Origin of the sequence: Candidatus Vallotiella hemipterorum, from assembly GCF_910593725.1 — a bacterium.
Lineage (GTDB): Bacteria > Pseudomonadota > Gammaproteobacteria > Burkholderiales > Burkholderiaceae > Mycetohabitans > Mycetohabitans hemipterorum.
In genome coordinates, this window is the sequence record NZ_OU343031.1 from 243,593 (window position 1) to 262,716 (window position 19,124).

The following is a 19,124-nucleotide window of genomic DNA, read 5'->3' on the forward strand; positions in this document are numbered from 1 at the left end:
TAGATTCGGGAATAGGAACGTACAGCTGAGTCTAACTAAGCCAGAAAGTTACATCGGCACTACTAATATTTAGCGGTGCTAAATAAAAAGTACAAAAGATATAATTATTATCTATGTTATATAAAACTATATGACGCCACTGCTATGCACACTAGTAGTTAGACACACCAGAATTTGTCTAGTGTTATTCTGCTAGTTAGCTCTGTTGGTTATTATAGTGACTTATGCTCCCATATTAGTTCATCAGATGCGCTAGGCCGAACTGTGCCCTATATAAAGGGCGCGTAGAGCGCTCGCGCTACGCGGATTGCATTCAATCCATTCTACCGCTATAAACGCTTTTTGGGGCTAGGATCTTATCCTACCGCATACTTAAGTCAGTGTCACTAATATAGGTAGTAATACATGCCGCTTACTTGATGAATAACTCCTCGCCGAAATAGCGAGCGCGTAACCCAATGTTCAGGATCATCACTTCTAAATGGTGGATAGATCTAATTGATCATTAGATCTCTCTAAACCGGAAAATCTCTATAAGCAGTCCTATAAATAGATTGCGCATATTACGTTGCTCATGCTTAAGTGGTCTCTCAAATTTTTTTAATAGTTTCTTCTTTATGATTTCTAAATCGATTTTTAAAGCTTACGATATTCGTGGTGTCATCGGCAAAACACTCGATAGTAATATCGCACAGCAGATCGGTCGTGCGTTCGGCAGCGAACTGCGCGCGCAAGGTGCTAATACAGTAATAATTGGTCGAGATGGGCGCTTGTCGAGTCCACAGTTGTCCTCAGCACTAGCCGTGGGTCTGCTCGCCGCAGGCGTAGATATTATTAATATTGGTTTAGTACCGACGCCTCTAGGATATTTCGCAGCTAGTGTTCCGATAGCAGGGCAGTATGTAGATTCATGCATCATCGTCACTGGCAGCCATAATCCGCCTGATTATAACGGTTTTAAAATGATGTTGCGTGGTGCTGCGATCTATGGTGAGCAGATTCAGGTGTTACATAAACGCATAGTGGACAGAAATTTTTCTACCGCTAGAGGAAGCTACAACGAGTATAATATATGCAATTCCTACGTTGAGCGAATTGTGTCCGACATCCATCTAGCTCGGCCATTAAAAATCGTTATTGATGCGGGCAATGGAGTCGCAGGGTCTCTTGCGCCAAGACTGTTTAGAGCGCTTGGATGCAAGCTAGTTGAACTGTTTTGCGACGTGGATGGACATTTTCCAAATCACCACCCAGATCCGGCACACCCGGAAAATCTACAAGATGTTATCCGTGCCCTGAAGGAGTCTGATTCAGACATTGGCTTAGCGTTTGATGGGGATGGAGATCGACTTGGCGTTGTAACTAAAGACGGCCAGATTATTTATCCAGATAGGCAACTAATGTTGTTCGCTAAGGATGTTCTATCGCGAAATCCAGGCGAGAAGATTATCTATGATGTAAAGTGCACACGTAATTTAGCTCACTGGGTGCGCGAGCAAGGTGGCGAACCAGTAATGTGGAAAACAGGCCATTCTCTAATAAAAGCAAAGTTGCGAGAAATAGGTGCGCCCCTAGCTGGAGAAATGAGTGGGCACATGTTTTTTAGGGATCGCTGGTATGGTTTCGACGATGGACTCTATGCTGGTGCGAGACTACTGGAAATCCTAGCACGCGTGGCTGATCCCAGTTTGTTACTAAACAGCTTACCGAACTCTATCTCGACGCCTGAGTTACAGCTCAAGCTTAATGAGGGCGAGAACTTTGAGCTAATTAAAAAGCTGCAGAAGCATGCGACATTTTTCGGTGCTAAGGAGGTAATATTGATCGATGGTCTACGTGTAGAGTATACAGACGGTTTTGGGCTCGCACGCGCATCTAATACTACACCTGTGGTTGTAATTCGATTTGAGGCTGATAATAATATAGCGCTTAAGCGAATCCAAAAAGATTTTAAGCGAGTTATTGTTGCGCAGAAACCAGATATAAAGTTTCCATTTTAAATAAATAGATATACCCTAGCTTTTAACCCCACAAAAGCTATCTATATGCGATATCTAGATTAGATATTATAGGTTATAAATCTATCTGCTTCATCCTATAATGTAGCACTCTTATCGTGATAGTAAAATTCCACGGTAGTTCCTTTAGCTTGTTTGTTTGCGTGCAAAAAATTCTGATCGTTCGACTGTCATCGCTGGGTGATGTAGTCCACAATATGCCTCTGGTCGCTGATATCCGGCGACGCCATCCAGATTTGATTATTGACTGGTTGGTTGAGGAGAGTTTCGTTGAGCTTGTTAAGCTTGTTCATGGTGTACGGCGCGTTATCCCATTCTCTTTGCGTCGCTGGAGACGGAATTTACTTTCGCTAGCGACGTGGCGTGAAATTCGTCAATTTAGGCGCGCATTAGCGACTGAAGAATATGATCTTGTGATCGATTGTCATGGGTTAATTAAAAGCGCATGGGTCGCAAGCTGGGCACGAGGTAACCTTGCTGGATTAGGTAATCGCACTGACGGAGCTAGTTATGAGTGGCCAGTACGCTGGTTTTACCGAACGCATGTTCAGATTCAACCGCATACGCACGTTGTTGAGCGCTCTCGACAATTAGCCGCTTATCTACTTGGTGATCCTCTTTTACAAGTTGATACACAGAATATCGATTTCGGTATTGATCGGTATCGAGCTGTCCACGAACTGATGCATATGGGTCTAAACTTACCGTCACCATACGTGGTATTCGTGCACGCGACCTCGCGCAAAGACAAGCAATGGCCACAGAACTGCTGGATTGAGTTAGGCCGGGCGCTTATTCGCCACGGCTCTGCGATCGTACTGCCCTGGGGTAGCACTGTTGAACACGCGAGCAGCGAACAACTAGCACAAGAACTCGGTACTGCTGCGTTTATACCGCCGCGCTTATCGCTACCAGCAGTCACAGGATTAATTGACGGCGCAGCAGTAACTATTGGTGTTGATACAGGTCTAGTTCATATCTCTGCAGCGCTTAAGAAACCAACGATAGAGTTGTACAACTTCGCAACAGCATGGCGTACTGGCGGCTATTGGTCCTCAGATATTATTAACCTAGAGGCGGCAGGATCATGGCCGAACCTTTCTGAGGTTAAGGACGTGTTAGCTGGCTTCGGATTGCTGTAACGATATTTTATGAGACCATCGCAAATTATTAATATTAATCTTGTAGATTGGTTCGGACAATACCGATCAGTATTGAGTACAAGATGTCTAGCTTTGCTGGAGTCCGGCAAGGTACTATACTTTCCACGCTTAAGATTTCTTCTTACAAGAAGCGAGCAAACTTTAATGGATTCCAAGATTGCCGATCCAAAGCGCAAAAATATTAGTCTTGAGGCTAATAGTAGTGTGTTGTGCGGCGTGTTAGGCGATGAATCTATACGGTTGGCCATACACGCCCTACTGTCACGTTATCAACATAATACATGCGAATTAGTCGGCCAACTAATTCCAGAATATATGGGTAAGCTGCGTATCTCAGCCACTAGCTTGAGGTTGCATCGTGTAGAAACACGTAAAACATCATGGCATAAAGACGACAGCCGGTTACATATAGATGCATTTCCATCTCAGCCAAATTATGGCGAACGAATACTGCGTGTATTCGCAAATATTAACTCGCATGGTGAGCCACGCGTATGGCGGGTTGGCGAGCCATTCGAGGACGTAGTGCAGAGGTTTTGTTTTCGTATTCCTAAGCCGATGCCTGGAGCTGCATGGCTGCTGAAGCTGCTACATATAACTAAAACGCGGCGCAGCAGGTATGACCATTTTATGGTGCATCTTCATAACGCGATGAAGTCTGACCTAGATTACCAGCGCAATGCACAGCAGCAGACGGTAAAGTTTTTACCAGGGAGTGTTTGGATGTGCTTTTCAGACCAGGTATCACATGCCGTGATGTCTGGTCAATTTATGCTTGAGCAGACCTTTTTTTTACCAGTACGCTCAATGGCACAGCCACATCGCTCCCCATTGAGTATTCTAGAACGCATTACAGGCCGAATGCTCATCTAACTTGTTGGTTAACAGATTAATGTTAAAAGTTTTATATCGCATACTTTGGTATATTGCTGCCCCACTAGTTGTACTGCGTTTATTAATTCGTGCGCGGCACGATCGAGGCTATATCGAGCATATTAGTGAGAGATTTGGTTATACAGCAAGCTACACAGCTTGCAACGATCTCCCCCTGATTTGGATTCATGCGGTGTCGCTCGGTGAAACGCAGGCAGCTCAACCTCTAGTTAAGGTACTGCTTGATGAGTATCCTAGCTCTCGGGTGCTACTTACGCATATGACTCCAAGTGGCCGCGCGTTAAGCCAGCAACTGTTTGGAACACGAGTATTGCGCTGCTATTTGCCATATGATATGTCCGGTCCGGTACGGCGTTTCCTTAGGGCGTGGCGTCCCGCATTAGGCATCGTGATGGAAACCGAGGTATGGCCGACTCTGATTGACGAGTGTCGCAATGCGGGTGTGCCGCTGGTGCTGACTAATGCAAGAATGTCAGAACGTTCATACTACCGTGCTTTGCGTCTTGGTGCAGCGATGCGCCAAGTATTCAGCGGCTTTACACGTGTGCTTGCGCAGAGCCCGTCTGATGCACGGAGATTGAGTACACTTGGTGCGAGTAATGTCGTAGTAGTTGGCAATATGAAGTTTGATACAGAGGCTACACCCGAGTTAGTCCAGCGCGGCCAGGCCTGGCATATAGCAATTGGCCACCGCCCAGTATGGATAGCAGGTAGCACTTGCGAGGGTGAAGAGGATCTTATATTAAATGCATACCACCAGCTTGGCATTACCGATGCACTGTTAATGATAGTGCCTCGGCATCCCTGGCGTTTTAATAAGGTTGCGGCACTAGTTAAACGCTCAGGATTCAAGTTAGCGCGTCGTTCGGAGTGGGCCTCTACATCACTATGCGAGGCGACTACTATTAAGCCGCTACCGGACGATATTCAGGTATTACTCGGTGATTCGATGGGAGAGATGCGAGCCTACTATACATCTGCAGACGTAGCCTTTATCGGCGGAAGCTTGCTGCCATTCGGCGGACATAATCTGATTGAGGCATGTGCTGTGGGTGTACCGATTGTGATCGGACCATATACATTTAACTTTGCACAGGCGAGTATCGACGCGGTTACCTCCGGTGCAGCACTGCGAGTACAGGATTCAGCCACGTTAGCGAAGGCTGTACGTATAGTACTTACAGATCGTACGCGCTGCGTAGAAATGGGTGCAGCTGGATCTGCATTTGCAGCTCGGCACCGAGGTGCAGTACTTCGTACGGTAAATGCGCTCAAGATGCTACTCCCAGCTAGAAAACTGAGACCAATAAGCGAGAGACTCGACTTAGTAAGTTAACTACTCCATCCACCCATTCAAATATAAACTACCCTAGTTTGCTAGATGGTAATACTAACCCGTACAATATACCTCTATATAAGAGACGGCATACAGATCGTTAAGAAGTAGTAGAGATGGCAAGTTACCGACCGCGCCTAGGTTGCTTCTTTGAGGGGTGCCTTAGATGGATCTGATTCTATTACTTAAAGCTTTAGTACTTGGCCTAGTAGAAGGCCTAACGGAATTTCTTCCTATATCTAGTACAGGGCATTTAATTTTAATGGGCTCATTAATTAATTTCGATGGTGAGGAAAGCAAAGTCTTCGATATTGTGATTCAGTTTGGCGCTATTCTCGCGATATGTTGGGAGTATCGAAAGCGTATTAAACAAGTAGTCTGGAGTTTAGCTACTGAGCAGATAACTCGGCGTTTTGTCCTGAACATGATTGTTGCTTCTATGCCTGCAATTATTATAGGACTATTGTTCGAGAAGTCTATTAAGGCGCTGCTGTTTTCTCCAGTACCAGTGGCAATTATGCTGATCGTAGGCGGCATCATCCTTCTGTGGGTAGAGTCGGCATATCGACGGCGCGCCTTCGATATGTATCGTATCCGCATACAGTCGATCGATGAGTTAACTATTATCGATTCATTAAAAGTCGGGCTTGCGCAATGCCTTGCATTAATCCCGGGTACGTCACGTTCAGGCGCAGCGATTGTTGGAGGAATGCTCACCAATTTAGAGCGGTGTGTCGCGACCGAATTCTCTTTTTTCCTTGCTATCCCATTAATCTTTGGCGCTACTGTATACGAGCTTATTGGGGCATATGATATTCTAGGTGCATCAGATGCTAGGCTATTTACTGTTGGATTCATAGCTGCATTCGCTAGCGCATTCGCATGTGTACGCTGGTTGTTACACTATATTTCGACGCATGATTTTACTTTATTTGCATGGTATCGAATTTTTTTTGGACTATTTGTGCTGGTTATTAGCTATTGTGAAGGCTTCAAGTTTAACTACTAACTGACGATTCTAAACGCTTTATGAAAAGCAAATCCCACACACCGTGACCAAGGCAGAGTCCGCGGCGCTCAAATTTTGTCATCGGACGATAGTCCGGGCGCAATATATAACTATTCTCATGATTCGAGATATTAACGAGCGTTGGTTCTGCGTGTAGTACGTTAAGCATCTGCTCCGCATAGTTTTGCCAGTCTGTTGCTAGATGTAAATAACCCCCAGCACGCAGGCGCGATGCAAGTAGCTTGGCGAATGGCAACTGAATTAGCCGCCGCTTGTGGTGACGAGCTTTATGCCACGGATCAGGAAAAAAAATATGCGCACCATCCACGCTATCCCTAGCAAGCATATGATTGACCACCTGAACAGCATCATGCTGAATCACGCGAATATTGCTTAATTGTCTTTCCTCGATTAACTTGAGAAGTGCTCCTACACCTGGTTCATAAACCTCAATTCCAAGAAAGTTATCACTTAACCGCTGTGCGGCGATATCAACGGTTGTCGTACCCATACCAAAACCGATCTCTAGTATAAGTGGCGCATCGCGACCAAAACTTATCTTATAGTCGAGCTGAGTATTCATGTAGGGTAGTTTAAATTGTGGACCTAGCCTCTCCAATGCATCCCGTTGAGTACTAGAGAGACGTCTTACTCGCGTTACAAAGCTACGGATATGAGGCGGGGTTGTATGGATTGGGATAGAGTGGATCATACTGTGTGTGGTATCTGTTAGGCCTTAGTATTAGCGAGTTTGTCCTGAGCCGATTATCATGGCAATCGACATGGGGGCATAAGCTACTTACTGTATTTTTAACGGGCCGTTTTTGACGATACTCATACCATATAGGATAACCTGGAGCCGATAAATTCAAATCTATGCGGATATTAAGCGATCATTATTATCCTCATAGTCTATCCTCAAGTCGTCTTGTTAGAGCAGATAACACTAGCCAATAAGATTATTTACATGATAATTAGCATAAGCACAACTAAACCTATTGAGGTGAACTATACCACCACTCGGTTCCCGATATAGAGAAAAGCGCTTGCACTTACCTAAGTTTCTGATGGAGAAGTACTGATCTTTTATATTTTCTAGTGCTGTATACTCCAATCTTTAGGGTGGGATCTAAATAATAATTTAAGGAGTACGTTTCCGAAACAGAATAAACTGACCTCCCTACTGGAGTAGGAGTGTAGTAAAAATTGAGCGTATGACAGGAGTTTAACCTATATTCTAACTTAGAAATCTGGAGTAATGGCTGTTATACAACGCCCGAAAAAAATTTAGCAGAGTTTTCTGTGGTTCAAAAAAATAATTAACAGCACATCAATTTTTAGAGTGTATGGCACATATGCTTTGTATATATATAATATAGAATTACCTATCAGGTAGGTATATTAATAATATAGAATATAAGGATATATAAAAAACTAAATAGAGTGTTAAACAAATATATAGATCAAACATAGTAATTTTTTACTCAGCTACATCAAAGTACTTATATGTAACTAACGTTCTGGATTTTTAGAGGTGCTAGAATGGGATAGTAGTAGATCAAATTCTATACCGACTGAATAGTCAAGCGTACTAACAATGGTATTCAAGACGATAGAAAAAGTATGTTAAGTATAGCTTCAACGATTTTGATTAGTGTCAATACACAATACAAGCTATAGTGCGTCTACTCTGAAGCTGATAGCGCGTTAATCTTAGAATCTAAACGTTATTACAGATACTGTAATATGTGTGATTATAATTAATAATATCTCTATGATTATAATCAATATTAATGGCGAAAAGTCAATTCGGCCTAGTTGAGGTATTACGCGGCGAATCGGATGGAATAATGGAGTAGTCAATTGAAGTAGAATCTTTATTGCTGGAGAAAGCGGGTTAAACCATAATAGTAGTGTCATAATTAGCGTTAACAGAATTATTAAATTTAATACCCACTTAATCATCGTTAAGGTCGCGATAACGAAGCCGACAGGAAACAGCAGGGCTGGGTTACCACCGGAGGCAACGACCATCATAACAACAAAGATAATTGCAGATAACCAAGCGGCAAATAGACTGGTCCAGTCAATACAACGCGAGGCTGGAATTATCCGACGCAACGGTACTACCAGCCAGTTAGTAGCCTGGAAGATAGCTTGTAAGAGTGGACTATAGGGCGTTAGCTTAACTATAGGAAACCACGCACGTAGCAGCAGGGCAGTACCAAATAACGTGAAAATAGTATGCAGTAAAAAACGAGCAATAGTTCCAAACATATTATTTTCCCTGAGATGAACTTAGCTGACGAATTGGAGGGTGCAAGATGTTATGAGGTGTTATTAAGGTAGGATTTCATGAAAGCCGGAAAATCCGTACCACTCTATCCTCGATAAATAGTATGTTCTTTATACGCTGATAAGTCAGCCGCCTTCACTATAGACTATAGACTTAATTGCGCTTAAAACTAGTTACTTCGATAAGAATCAGCGCACCAGCGTATAAATATGTCAACTTAAATAAGCGGCAATAAATCCCGTACAGTGTTTTACACAACCGAATATAACCTTGTATAAAAAACATTTATATTTGCACTATTACAATTAATGACTAATTACGGTGGGTAGCGTATTACTTGACGTAAGTGATGACTACAACGCGCATAATAGCTAGTCATATGCCGCTCTAATAAAGTATTATTGCACCATATCTATAATGTTTCTCTCATTAAGAAGCATTAAATATGCTAAGACGCAAGGCGTTTATCAATAAATATTACAGTGATTCCGGGCGTAAATCGTTTCGATTCTTTATTAGCCTTACTTTAAAAGTGCTTGACTTAGAATTTGTGTCATCTCTACTCTCATATCCTAAACACATATGACCTTCCGGGTATTAATAAAAACGCACTAGTATGTGATTTAACACATAAGGTATAAGCTTAGAATTTATAATGTAAGGTGAGTAAATTGGGTAATACGGTACCGCAAACCGGTATGCATTAGATACCTAAAATACTGCAGAATATTAACTTAATGCTTGTGCAGGAGACATAGTGTAGCCAGCGCTACTGCATATATCCGAATAAGTACAGCACATAAACTACTATTCATTGAAAATGAATGTATAAGAGTAGCACACCATAGGTTCAAAACCAGTGCGAGAGCAGTATGTATCCAACGATGTGTTTTAATCTTCTGCGTCCCTAATGGTGTTCCAGTCAGATACGAAGAGTGTGGTTTAGGCGGAACGTCGCTTCGTATTTACTCTGAGTATCTGCGGATGCTTTACTGCTTGCTTAAATGCGATTTTTTACTTCGTTAAAGCGTATGGTTACTACTAGCTTATCTAGAACGCCATTTATATACTTGTAGCCGTCGGAGCCACCAAATGTTTTGGTTAACTCCACGGCCTCATTAATTACAACCCGATACGGGATATCAATATGATTCTGGAATTCGTATACTGCTATTAGCAACACTGCCTGCTCGACTGGCGACAGCTGGTAAAACGGACGATCTAGAAATGGAATGAGCGCTTTAGTTAGCGTTTTTGCTTTCTGGATAACACCATATAACAGAGAACTAAAATGGTTGCAGTCTGCTTTGTTAAAGCCGGGTTGCTCGCGCATCGCGGCATCTATTTTACTTTCCGATGCCCCTGATAACAACCACTGATATACACCCTGTGTAGCTAGCTCACGGGAGCGGCGACGGGCATTTTTTGTTGTCATACTCTATGCTCCTCTACTGCCGCCTCGCTCCGCTCTTGATCATCTTGATTAAGATAATCAAGAGCGGACGATAGATTCCCCATTTCTACCGCAACGCGAGCTGCATTACGGCCTTTCTCGCTTATTCGCACGAGAGCTTGCTTGTCATTCTCAGTAGTTAATACTGCGTTTGCGATCGGTATACCAAAATCTAGCGCAATACGGCTAATACACGAGCTGCTTTCGTTAGATACGAGCTCGAAATGATAGGTTTCACCTCGAATCACTGCGCCCAGGGCGATTAGTGCGTCGAACTGACCAGTCTCAGCAAGCTTCTGCAGCGCAAGCGGAATTTCTAGTGCGCCGGGCACTGTAACGAGCAGAATGTCTTCACCTATGACACCAAGGCCCTGAAGTTCCTCAAGGCAGATTTCGACTAGCCCATTGCAAACTGGCTCGTTGAAGCGCGACTGAACGATGCCAATCCTTAAGCCATTACCGTGGTGGTTCGGTTTATATTGTCCAATTTCCATAAATGTTCCCCGTTAATACGTATTCAGCAAGGTGGATCCCGCTAGTCATCGGGCTAAGATCCTAACAAATAGGTAGGTACAGAGTGCGTCGACCTATTTATGCGAATGTATACTATTACATGGGAATCTGTGTTTACCGCGCTAGCACGGGCTCAAAACCTGTTATCTCAAGGCCGTATCCTGACATGCCGCTTATACGGCTCGGATTCTCTAATAACCGCATTTTCCCAACATGCAACTTATGAAGAATTTGTGCGCCGATACCATATGTCTTAAGCTCCATTGAGCGGCACTTGAGTTTAGCTTCATTAATCTGCTGATCTAGTGCCTGGAGTATGCTTAGCAACCGGTCGCCTGACTCGCGCACGTTTAGCAACACTACAACCCCTATTTCGCGCTGAGCAATCTCGCGTAGCGCTGCATCTAATGTCCAGGCGTGTGCACTTATACCCGTTTCAAGCAGGTCTAAGATTGATAATGATTCATGTACTAGTACTAATGTCTCAATCTCAGGCGATGGTTGCCCACGTACTAACGCTAAATGCGGTGCAGCGTTTAGCTTATCGTGGAAAAGTACTACATTAAATGGCCCATAAGCAGTGTGCATTATACGCTGCGTTATGCGTTCGATAACTGATTCAGTACGACTACGGTACTTAATTAAGTCCGCAATCGTACCGACCTTTAAGCTATGCTTCGAGGAAAACTCAATGAGGTCATGCCATCGTGCCATCGTGCCATCGTCTTTAATTATTTCGCAGATTACTGATGCTGGCGTAAGCCCAGCTAGCGCTGCTAGATCACAACCGGCCTCGGTATGGCCAGGACGCAAGAGTACCCCGCCGGGGTGTGCCATAATAGGAAACATGTGTCCAGGCTGGACGATATCTTCGGCTCGAGCGTCGCGTGCGACAGCTGCCTGGACTGTTCGAGAACGATCAGCAGCGGAGATTCCGGTAGTAACGCCTTCCGCGGCCTCAATGCTAACCGTGAATGCTGTGCCGTATTTCGTGCCATTTCGATATGTCATTAGCGGTAGATTTAATGTGCGGCAGCGCTCCTGCGTCAGCGTCAGGCAAATCAGACCACGGCCATAGCGAGCCATGAAATTAATTGCCGCCGGCGTAACAAAATCAGCGGCTAACACTAAATCGCCCTCGTTTTCACGGTCTTGTTCATCAAAAAGAATGATCATTCTGCCAGCCCTAAGTTCGGCAATGATCTCTTGCGTTGAAGCGGGTGTCATAGTAAACAATGATGGCACAGTAATAAAGCTACTATTTTACGTCAGCATCGAGCTAACATCTGATTTCTATACCGGCTGCTATACAGCTAGCCTTAGAGCGGCTCCTGCTTGGTATGCAAATGCAGGGCTCTACGAAGATTGAGGACCTCATTAAATGGCACTATATGATGCGGCGAGATACACATGATGATAGGAAGGTAGGTGTGACTTGTGACTGTTTTTTGAGGTATTCTATCCACGGACTATAGCTATGATGCTAGTATAGTTTTATCTATACAAGTAATCCCTAAAAATGTTCTAATAAGGCTACACATAGCCTAACAGATTACTATAGAGTTAGATAAAAAAGTTTTTTCTAGTCAGCGTGCTCTCTGCCAAAGTGGCACCATGTCCTCATCTCAAGATACTGAGGAGACTTTACGGTCCACATAATTTAATAGAAACCTTTGTATTATAGTAAAATAAGGTGGAATAATTGCTAGATAAAAGTCTATTACAACAGTTAATTTTTTTAATGAGTTATTTATTGGAATAACACGTATAAACATCATTTATATTGTATACATTATTTAAACAAAGTAGATTTAAGAAATCTAACTACAAAATTGAACACTCAGCTATAGGCTGCTCAGTTAGACATATATATTAGCCATTTTAAGAGATTAATTAGCTAAGCTCGCCTAGATAGCTTTAAACAAACCACTGTAGCCGAGCCTGTTATACCTCTTGCTTGATTAGAATAAGGGGGGGCGCTAGAAATGGTTAACGTATGATTTAGAGTACTAGCTCAAGCGAATATATAGTACACTACTTCATGGTCTATACATACGAGCTACCATTTATTTGTACTAGATACGTATTTTCAAAGTGTTTGATAGAAGGCGATTATAAGTTAGACGCCTTTAGCATAACGCTCTACAACAGTAACGGCTCGGTATGCATATTTGTCTTCCTAGTAATTATTGTTATAACATTGGTAATAATTTTTTATGCCGACGCACTAAAAATAGTAAGAGTATGCTTTTATTAGCACCTGTAAATCTGATGGGAAGTTATCGATAGCAGCGGCTTTGCATACTATTTAGCATTAAGATATAACCAAATTTTCGTATCCTGGAAGGGGTGAGAAATTTATTCTGTATACGGTCCCTGACATATACAGAATAAATTTTTGTATAGCAGAATAGCAATAAACTCTAACTAGACTTTAAAAGTCTTAACAGTTTATCTAAGCAATAGGCTGGGCGCTGGGCTATCGCTTAGATAATCATGGGGCCCCCTATAAGAAGATATAGGTTTTTATGTTATCTGTATATTAAGGACATGGTGTTATCGATCTGAACCCTCTCCTTAGAACTTAAATAAACTCGGGTATATCCCATACCACACTCGCTTTGCTACAAACTAAACACATTATCTATAACCCCAATACTAGTTAGGTTTTATTAAAATTAGTAGCTACATTTTATCTCTGTAAGTAGGCATACAATCATCTACAGAATAAAGTACTAATAGTAGAGGTTAAAGGCTGACTTTGCCAGTAACAGTTCAAGAATTTCTAGCATTATTAATCTTAGTATATTTTTTAGGGCATATGTACTACTGTGGTTTATCTATATAAGCTACATTCAGCGCCGATATATTTTAAATTATTTTTAATTTAAAATATTTACGGAATTTATATTCTATTTGCTTTTATAAAAACTTTTTAAGAAAACCTATATGTAAACTTGATAAGAAAATTTTCATCACTAGGAAATATTAAAGATTTTAAGTGGTTAAAATTGACCTCAACTGCGCGTTGAGGCACGACATGTATGCGACGGACCAGAGCCTGTTTTTCTAAAAAATTATTAGTAAAAAGCATGACTTATTATAGGGGCTAATCATATAATGTGATGTCACATGTAATAAACAGAGCAGCGATTTTTCATATATTTTTTATTCAGATAGTTTGACAGATACTGACAAAAGCGTCATAGGGCTATTTCGAGGCCTGATTATCTCTTGAGGGTCATATTTGGCTTAATATCGGTAGATTTTTATAAACTCTCAACAAGTGGATTAATTTAATGAGTTACAGCTCTCGATATGCACCGAGCATCCGCTCAACATAACGCGCAATAATATCGACTTCTATATTGAGCATATCACCAACCTTTAAATGCTGTAATGTAGTCATCCGCATTGTGTGTGGGATTAAGTTAATTGAGAATTCACATCCGTTGCTTAGATCTTTCAAGGCATTTATTGTTAGGCTAACACCGTTAAGCGTGACGGATCCCTTATGCGCGAAATACTGAGCAAGTAAAGGGGGGGCGATAATGCACAATTTATATGATTCCCCAATCGGATCGAGGCGACTGACCTGCCCCAGCCCATCGACATGCCCACTAACTATATGTCCGCTTAAGCGTTTATTGGCGCTTAGTGCTTTTTCGAGGTTTACTTTGCCAGGCTTAGTAAGGCCGGTGGCACAGTTTATAGTCTCTCGAGACACATCGACATCGAACTGCGTCGATTTTTTTCTGACGACCGTCAAGCAGGCACCTTGCACCGCAATGCTATCGCCTAACCCTACATCCGATAAGTCGAGCATGCCGGCGGCGATTGACAGACGCAGGCCCTCCTCGATAGAGGGGCCTAGCGGAGTAACCAATTCAATCTGACCGATCGCTGTAACGATGCCTGTGAACATTCATAGAACCTTTTATTACGAGCGTGCGTCGCCCATGTGCGATAAGTTATCAGATGCAGACGCTAATACTGGCCTAGCTAGGACCCGTAGATCTTCACCGATCTGCTTAACTGAATGATAGCGTAGCCGTATCCTTTGATCGAGCACTAATGGCGGCACTAGGTTAAACATGCCTATCGCATTGCCGAGAAGAGCTGGGTCAATGTAGAGAAGCAACTCATCAACCCAGCCTTCGCGTAATAGTGAGCCATTAAGCCTATAACCAGCCTCGACGTGTAACTCATTAATACCCCGCGCAGCTAGCATTCGTAGCGCTGCTTGCAAGTCAACCTTGCCGGCCGGGTTCGGTAATGCAATTACTTCGGCACCAGCTTTGCGTAAGAAATGTGCCCGATGGGCACATTCTCCATCATCACTCTCGCATACAATAAGCGGCGGTATGCCAGATAAGATCCTGGAATCTAGCGGCACGTTTAGACGGCTGTCTACCAATACGCGAAGCGGTTGGCGGGGCGTGAGTACTGCACGCACGTTCATCTGCGGATTATCCTTTCTTACCGTGCCGATACCAGTAAGAGCCGCACATGAGCGTGCTCGCCATGCGTGTCCATCTATGCGTGAGGCGTTTGATGTAAGCCATTGGCTTTGGCCATCTGGCAATGCGGTGCAACCGTCTAGTGTCGCGGCGATCTTAAGGCGCACCCATGGAATGCCTCTCGTCATTCGAGATATGAATCCGATATTCAGCTCCCTAGCCTCCTGCGCAAGCAGTCCGCAATGTACCTCTATGCCAGCATTATGCAGCATAGCTAATCCACGGCCGCTAACTTGCGGGTTTGGATCCACCATCGCAGCTATTACTCCAGAAATTCCAGCTTCTATCATGGTATTGGCGCAGGGTGGTGTGCAACCAAGGTGGCTGCAGGGCTCTAGCGTTACATAAGCGGTAGAGCCAATAGGGGTGTGCCCCCTTGAGCGGGCATCTTTTAGTGCGCACACTTCTGCGTGGTCTTGCCCAGCAGGCTGCGTGAAGCCCTCTCCAATAATTTGCCCATCCTTAACAAGCACACAGCCAACTCGGGGATTCGGCGATGTTGTATATAACCCACGCTCTGCCAGCGCGAGCGCGTGCTGCATATGTAGGCGATCAAAGTCTGAGAACATGGCGGAGTTAAGTGAGGGGTTTAGTGTTTTATCGCAGGGTCATACATAATTAGCAGGTAACTCGCTTCGTATTCTGAGGGGGGGTAAGTTACACTCTAGCATCAAGCGTCGCGTAGCGGAACGAGTTGAAGTGGAATGCCTCCAATACGTACGATACCGGTATAGCTATATAGCACTTTAGGTATTAAATATAAGCTCAACATATAACCGAGATAGTCCGGGTCGGGCGCCAGATGTACCTATTTATAGAGTTTGAGTGTTCTTAACCCAATGCTATGCGGCAGCTTTCCGAAATAAACACTTATAAACAGCAAGCTCCTGAATCTAGGGTAGCTTTTGAGACCTATAGCGATTGCTACCCGGTAACCCGAGGTAGTGATGGCCCGCTAAAACTGCTTTAACGGCTTTATGTATTGCACTAATATTATGCAAGTCGCCGAACGCGTAAATTAAAATCTAGCCAGCGCTTGCCTTACACAAACTCGCCTATCTAGGCTAAAATTATCTTATTACTATACTCAGTGCATTGTTTCCATAAAGCATAAAGAAATTTAGTTCGCGCCTATAGAATATTCATATTCTCCTTGGTTAGTTCAATAAGGATTGTGTGCTTTTAGAGGCGTTATTTACTAAATTTAATTGCTTAACATGTTATTACACTTAAGCATTTTAGATAAGCATTGGGCTATTGAGAAATAACGTTGATTAACTCAGGCCGAAGTATTACTAAATATTTTTTAACGAAGTGATGATTGGAAAGTGAGAGCAGCAGCCATAGTAGTGCGCATAAAAATTTTTAAGCATTCTATAATACAAAGCCTAATAAATATTATTTTAAGCTAGGGTTAGCGTGCTTATTCAGAGATAGCGTTTTAAGCAGTTTAGGCCTATTAGCTAATAGGCTGATACATTAGTCCTAAATTAAAAAAACAACTCATAACCTACACCGACATAAAGCCTTAGATAAATATTACGAGGGACTATTACATATCAGACGATAGTAGTTTTTTAGAGTCTATAAAACCCCAGGATTTTTACAAGGAGAATATGGAAAAGTAAGGCTTGTTGGCTTGAATATGCCTATACATAGTATATAGGGCCCGGTAAAACCCAGTAACTGTTTTGCTGGAATTTAACAGATAGAATCCATAGTAGGTCGCCTCGTTCTTAAGCGACTGGCCTGTGCGGCGTTTTTATACGTCTGCAATAGTTTTTTATAAATATCAAAACAATATCTATAATCACTCCCGCTCCTACATCGGACTACATCATACGAGAATACATACATAATCAATACCCTTGAATCACAGCTTACTTTTCAGGAAGAAACCTCTTCGTCTAAGCATCGACTGCGTCTATTAACGTACTTATATGCGTATGATTTTTTAGCGTTGATAACCAACTAGCTAGGGGCTATATCATTAGAGCCCTGTATCGGCAGCACAAATAGGTAGATGTTAAAAATATATACAGAATTGTCTGCTACTTTCTTCGTGTTCTTAAAATTGCCCCCCTTGATCTGATATACCAATTAACAGTATTGCCAGGCTAACTGTGAATGACTACTGGACTATCAGTATGCCGGCTTAAGATAGCCATCACCTAGGTACGGCTCGCTTAAGCAGCTTACGAAGAAGCTGTTAGACCGAACCGCAACTAATTGATATAAAGAGGTTTTTCTTCACACTAAATGTACCGCTTTATTTAGATTATAGTTAAACTATATGGTGTTATAAATATTTTTATCAGGCTATGGGCCTGCGCTTTTTACGCAACGGCCTACTAGGGCTATATCTACAACGTCACCATCAACATATAATGCAAGTTGATACAGGCTTTACGTTTATTCTTTTCGGCGGCACTGGTGATCTGGCAATGCGCAAGATTTTGCCGAGCTTATACCAAGCACACTGTGGCGGCCTGCTGCCTACAGCAGGCCGGATTGCTGCGGTTGCACGCGGCCTCAGCAACCGCGAGGCATACGTGCAATGGATGCACACGCATGTGCGAAATCACGTAAAGCTGGCTGGCGATGATGCCTCGTGGAACGACTTCCTCAAGCGTATCTTGTTTGTTCGGGTCGATCTCGGGCGGCCAGAGGATTATGCATTGCTTCGAGATATAATCTCGCCGCTGTCCGGTATTCGGGTGTTCTACCTCGCTACTAGGCCATCCCTATTTGTGCCAATATGCCGCGCACTATCGACTATGGGCCTAAGTAATGACGCACGAATAGTGCTGGAGAAGCCGCTTGGTTACGACCTACAGTCGTCTAACACGATCAATGACGCAGTTGGAGAGATTTTCGTAGAAAGCCATATCTACCGGATTGATCATTACCTTGGAAAAGAACCCGTTCAGAATCTTCTAGCTTTGCGCTTTGGAAACGCACTATTTGAGCCACTATGGCGCCGAGAGTGGGTTGAGAGCATTCAAATCACGATAGCCGAAGAATTAGGTGTCGAGGGACGAGGTGATTTCTATGATAATACTGGCGCGTTACGCGACATGGTTCAGAACCACCTATTACAGTTGTTGTCCATTGTGGCAATGGAGCCACCCCACTCGATGCATACTAACGCGTTACGCGATGAAAAATTGCGCGTGTTGCGTGCGCTTAAACCTATTAAGCCTTGCGATATTAGTCGCATTGCGGTACGCGGTCAGTATCACATGGGCGTTCTGAACGGTATTACAGTGCCTGCCTATGTAAATGAGCGTGGCGTGAGTACATCTAGTATGACCGAGACCTTTGTTGCCTTAAAAGTCGAAATCGAGAACTGGCGCTGGGCTGGTGTGCCATTTTTTCTGCGCACTGGAAAGCGGCTTGCTAATAGAGTGGCAGAAATTGTTGTTAACTTCCGAGCAGTTCCGCACTCAGTTTTCGGTTCAATGGCTCTACGAAATGGCTCTAATCGTTTAGTAATTCGTCTACAACCTAATGAATTTATCCGGTTGTATTGCCTCGCCAAGCAGCCTGGTGAAGGGATGAACCTACAAAGCGTGCACCTAGATCTAGCTTTTGATGAGTTCTTCCAGAAAGATCGTATGGAAGCATACCAGCGCTTATTGCTGGACGTGATCAACGGCCGGTTAGCGTTATTTGTACATCGGGATGAACAGGAGGCGGCGTGGCAGTGGGTTGAGCCAATTCTAGCCGAATGGAATCGACTCGGTACTGCGCCCAGGCGTTACGCGGCGGGGACATGGGGCCCGGCTGCAGCTAGTGCGCTATTAGCTCGGCATGGTACATGCTGGCTAGAAGAGGAAAACTAGCAGGTACATTACACACTTATTTAATGACAGAGACTAGACCGAACGCAATGTCGGTAGGTAATTAAGAGAGTATGGAG

The 19,124-nt window shown here is 43.5% G+C and carries 13 protein-coding genes; 6 read left to right on the top strand and 7 right to left on the bottom strand.

What is annotated here, in order from left to right:
- Nucleotides 1-617: 617 nt before the first annotated feature.
- The 5 genes from KW136_RS00840 to KW136_RS00860 all read left to right on the top strand — a co-directional run bounded on the left by KW136_RS00840 (nucleotide 618) and on the right by KW136_RS00860 (nucleotide 6,420).
- Nucleotides 618-2,000 carry a phosphomannomutase/phosphoglucomutase gene (locus KW136_RS00840; protein ID WP_216796495.1) on the top strand — a complete coding sequence of 461 codons (1,383 nt, stop codon included), beginning with the start codon at nucleotides 618-620 and terminating at the stop codon, nucleotides 1,998-2,000.
- A 161-nt stretch (nucleotides 2,001-2,161) separates the two neighbouring features.
- Complete coding sequence (gene waaC, locus KW136_RS00845; protein WP_216796496.1) at nucleotides 2,162-3,160, top strand: lipopolysaccharide heptosyltransferase I; 999 nt, start codon at nucleotides 2,162-2,164, stop codon at nucleotides 3,158-3,160.
- 9 nt (nucleotides 3,161-3,169) lie between these two features.
- Nucleotides 3,170-4,054: a Kdo hydroxylase KdoO gene (locus KW136_RS00850; RefSeq protein ID WP_216796497.1), complete on the top strand. Its 885-nt coding sequence runs from the start codon at nucleotides 3,170-3,172 to the stop codon at nucleotides 4,052-4,054.
- A gap of 19 nt (nucleotides 4,055-4,073) precedes the next feature.
- Nucleotides 4,074-5,411: a lipid IV(A) 3-deoxy-D-manno-octulosonic acid transferase gene (waaA, locus tag KW136_RS00855; RefSeq protein ID WP_216796498.1), complete on the top strand. Its 1,338-nt coding sequence runs from the start codon at nucleotides 4,074-4,076 to the stop codon at nucleotides 5,409-5,411.
- Nucleotides 5,412-5,577: 166 nt separating this feature from the next.
- A complete protein-coding gene (locus KW136_RS00860) occupies nucleotides 5,578-6,420 on the top strand; it encodes an undecaprenyl-diphosphate phosphatase (RefSeq protein ID WP_216796500.1) in 843 nt (280 codons plus the stop codon).
- Here KW136_RS00860 and trmB read toward each other — a convergent pair.
- The 7 genes from trmB to ribD form a co-directional block, all read right to left on the bottom strand.
- Nucleotides 6,410-7,132 carry a tRNA (guanosine(46)-N7)-methyltransferase TrmB gene (gene trmB / locus KW136_RS00865; RefSeq protein WP_216796502.1) on the bottom strand — a complete coding sequence of 241 codons (723 nt, stop codon included), beginning with the start codon at nucleotides 7,130-7,132 and terminating at the stop codon, nucleotides 6,410-6,412. The two genes, KW136_RS00860 and trmB, sit on opposite strands and share 11 nt — an antisense overlap.
- A gap of 1,001 nt (nucleotides 7,133-8,133) precedes the next feature.
- Nucleotides 8,134-8,697, bottom strand: a complete 564-nt coding sequence (locus KW136_RS00870) for a YggT family protein (RefSeq protein ID WP_216796504.1) — start codon at nucleotides 8,695-8,697, stop codon at nucleotides 8,134-8,136.
- 1,019 nt (nucleotides 8,698-9,716) lie between these two features.
- Nucleotides 9,717-10,151 (bottom strand): transcription antitermination factor NusB, encoded by a 435-nt coding sequence (gene nusB, locus KW136_RS00875; protein WP_216796506.1) that lies wholly within the window; start codon nucleotides 10,149-10,151, stop codon nucleotides 9,717-9,719.
- Nucleotides 10,148-10,663, bottom strand: coding sequence for a 6,7-dimethyl-8-ribityllumazine synthase (gene ribH / locus KW136_RS00880; protein ID WP_216796508.1), 516 nt, complete (start codon nucleotides 10,661-10,663; stop codon nucleotides 10,148-10,150). The genes nusB and ribH overlap by 4 nt, the downstream gene beginning before the upstream one ends.
- A gap of 133 nt (nucleotides 10,664-10,796) precedes the next feature.
- On the bottom strand, nucleotides 10,797-11,909 hold the full coding sequence (gene ribBA / locus KW136_RS00885; protein WP_216796510.1) for a bifunctional 3,4-dihydroxy-2-butanone-4-phosphate synthase/GTP cyclohydrolase II: 1,113 nt from the start codon (nucleotides 11,907-11,909) through the stop codon (nucleotides 10,797-10,799).
- A 2,077-nt stretch (nucleotides 11,910-13,986) separates the two neighbouring features.
- Nucleotides 13,987-14,607 carry a riboflavin synthase gene (locus KW136_RS00890; RefSeq protein ID WP_216796512.1) on the bottom strand — a complete coding sequence of 207 codons (621 nt, stop codon included), beginning with the start codon at nucleotides 14,605-14,607 and terminating at the stop codon, nucleotides 13,987-13,989.
- 15 nt (nucleotides 14,608-14,622) lie between these two features.
- Complete coding sequence (ribD, locus tag KW136_RS00895) at nucleotides 14,623-15,771, bottom strand: bifunctional diaminohydroxyphosphoribosylaminopyrimidine deaminase/5-amino-6-(5-phosphoribosylamino)uracil reductase RibD (RefSeq protein ID WP_216796514.1); 1,149 nt, start codon at nucleotides 15,769-15,771, stop codon at nucleotides 14,623-14,625.
- Between the two features lie 1,818 nt (nucleotides 15,772-17,589).
- On the opposite strand from ribD, the gene zwf reads away from it, so the two are divergent.
- Nucleotides 17,590-19,047 (top strand): glucose-6-phosphate dehydrogenase, encoded by a 1,458-nt coding sequence (gene zwf / locus KW136_RS00900; RefSeq protein WP_216797371.1) that lies wholly within the window; start codon nucleotides 17,590-17,592, stop codon nucleotides 19,045-19,047.
- Nucleotides 19,048-19,124 lie beyond the last annotated feature (77 nt).

Bases quoted from the DNA above. Each gene is read 5' to 3' on its own strand.
- KW136_RS00860 (WP_216796500.1), top strand. From the start codon at position 5,578: ATGGATCTGATTCTATTACTTAAAGCTTTAGTACTTGGCCTAGTAGAA.
- zwf (WP_216797371.1), top strand. From the start codon at position 17,590: ATGCAAGTTGATACAGGCTTTACGTTTATTCTTTTCGGCGGCACTGGT.
- KW136_RS00850 (WP_216796497.1), top strand. From the start codon at position 3,170: ATGAGACCATCGCAAATTATTAATATTAATCTTGTAGATTGGTTCGGA.
- trmB (WP_216796502.1), bottom strand. From the start codon at position 7,132: ATGATCCACTCTATCCCAATCCATACAACCCCGCCTCATATCCGTAGC.
- nusB (WP_216796506.1), bottom strand. From the start codon at position 10,151: ATGACAACAAAAAATGCCCGTCGCCGCTCCCGTGAGCTAGCTACACAG.
- KW136_RS00840 (WP_216796495.1), top strand. From the start codon at position 618: ATGATTTCTAAATCGATTTTTAAAGCTTACGATATTCGTGGTGTCATC.
- KW136_RS00890 (WP_216796512.1), bottom strand. From the start codon at position 14,607: ATGTTCACAGGCATCGTTACAGCGATCGGTCAGATTGAATTGGTTACT.
- ribD (WP_216796514.1), bottom strand. From the start codon at position 15,771: ATGTTCTCAGACTTTGATCGCCTACATATGCAGCACGCGCTCGCGCTG.
- ribBA (WP_216796510.1), bottom strand. From the start codon at position 11,909: ATGACACCCGCTTCAACGCAAGAGATCATTGCCGAACTTAGGGCTGGC.
- KW136_RS00870 (WP_216796504.1), bottom strand. From the start codon at position 8,697: ATGTTTGGAACTATTGCTCGTTTTTTACTGCATACTATTTTCACGTTA.
- waaA (WP_216796498.1), top strand. From the start codon at position 4,074: ATGTTAAAAGTTTTATATCGCATACTTTGGTATATTGCTGCCCCACTA.
- ribH (WP_216796508.1), bottom strand. From the start codon at position 10,663: ATGGAAATTGGACAATATAAACCGAACCACCACGGTAATGGCTTAAGG.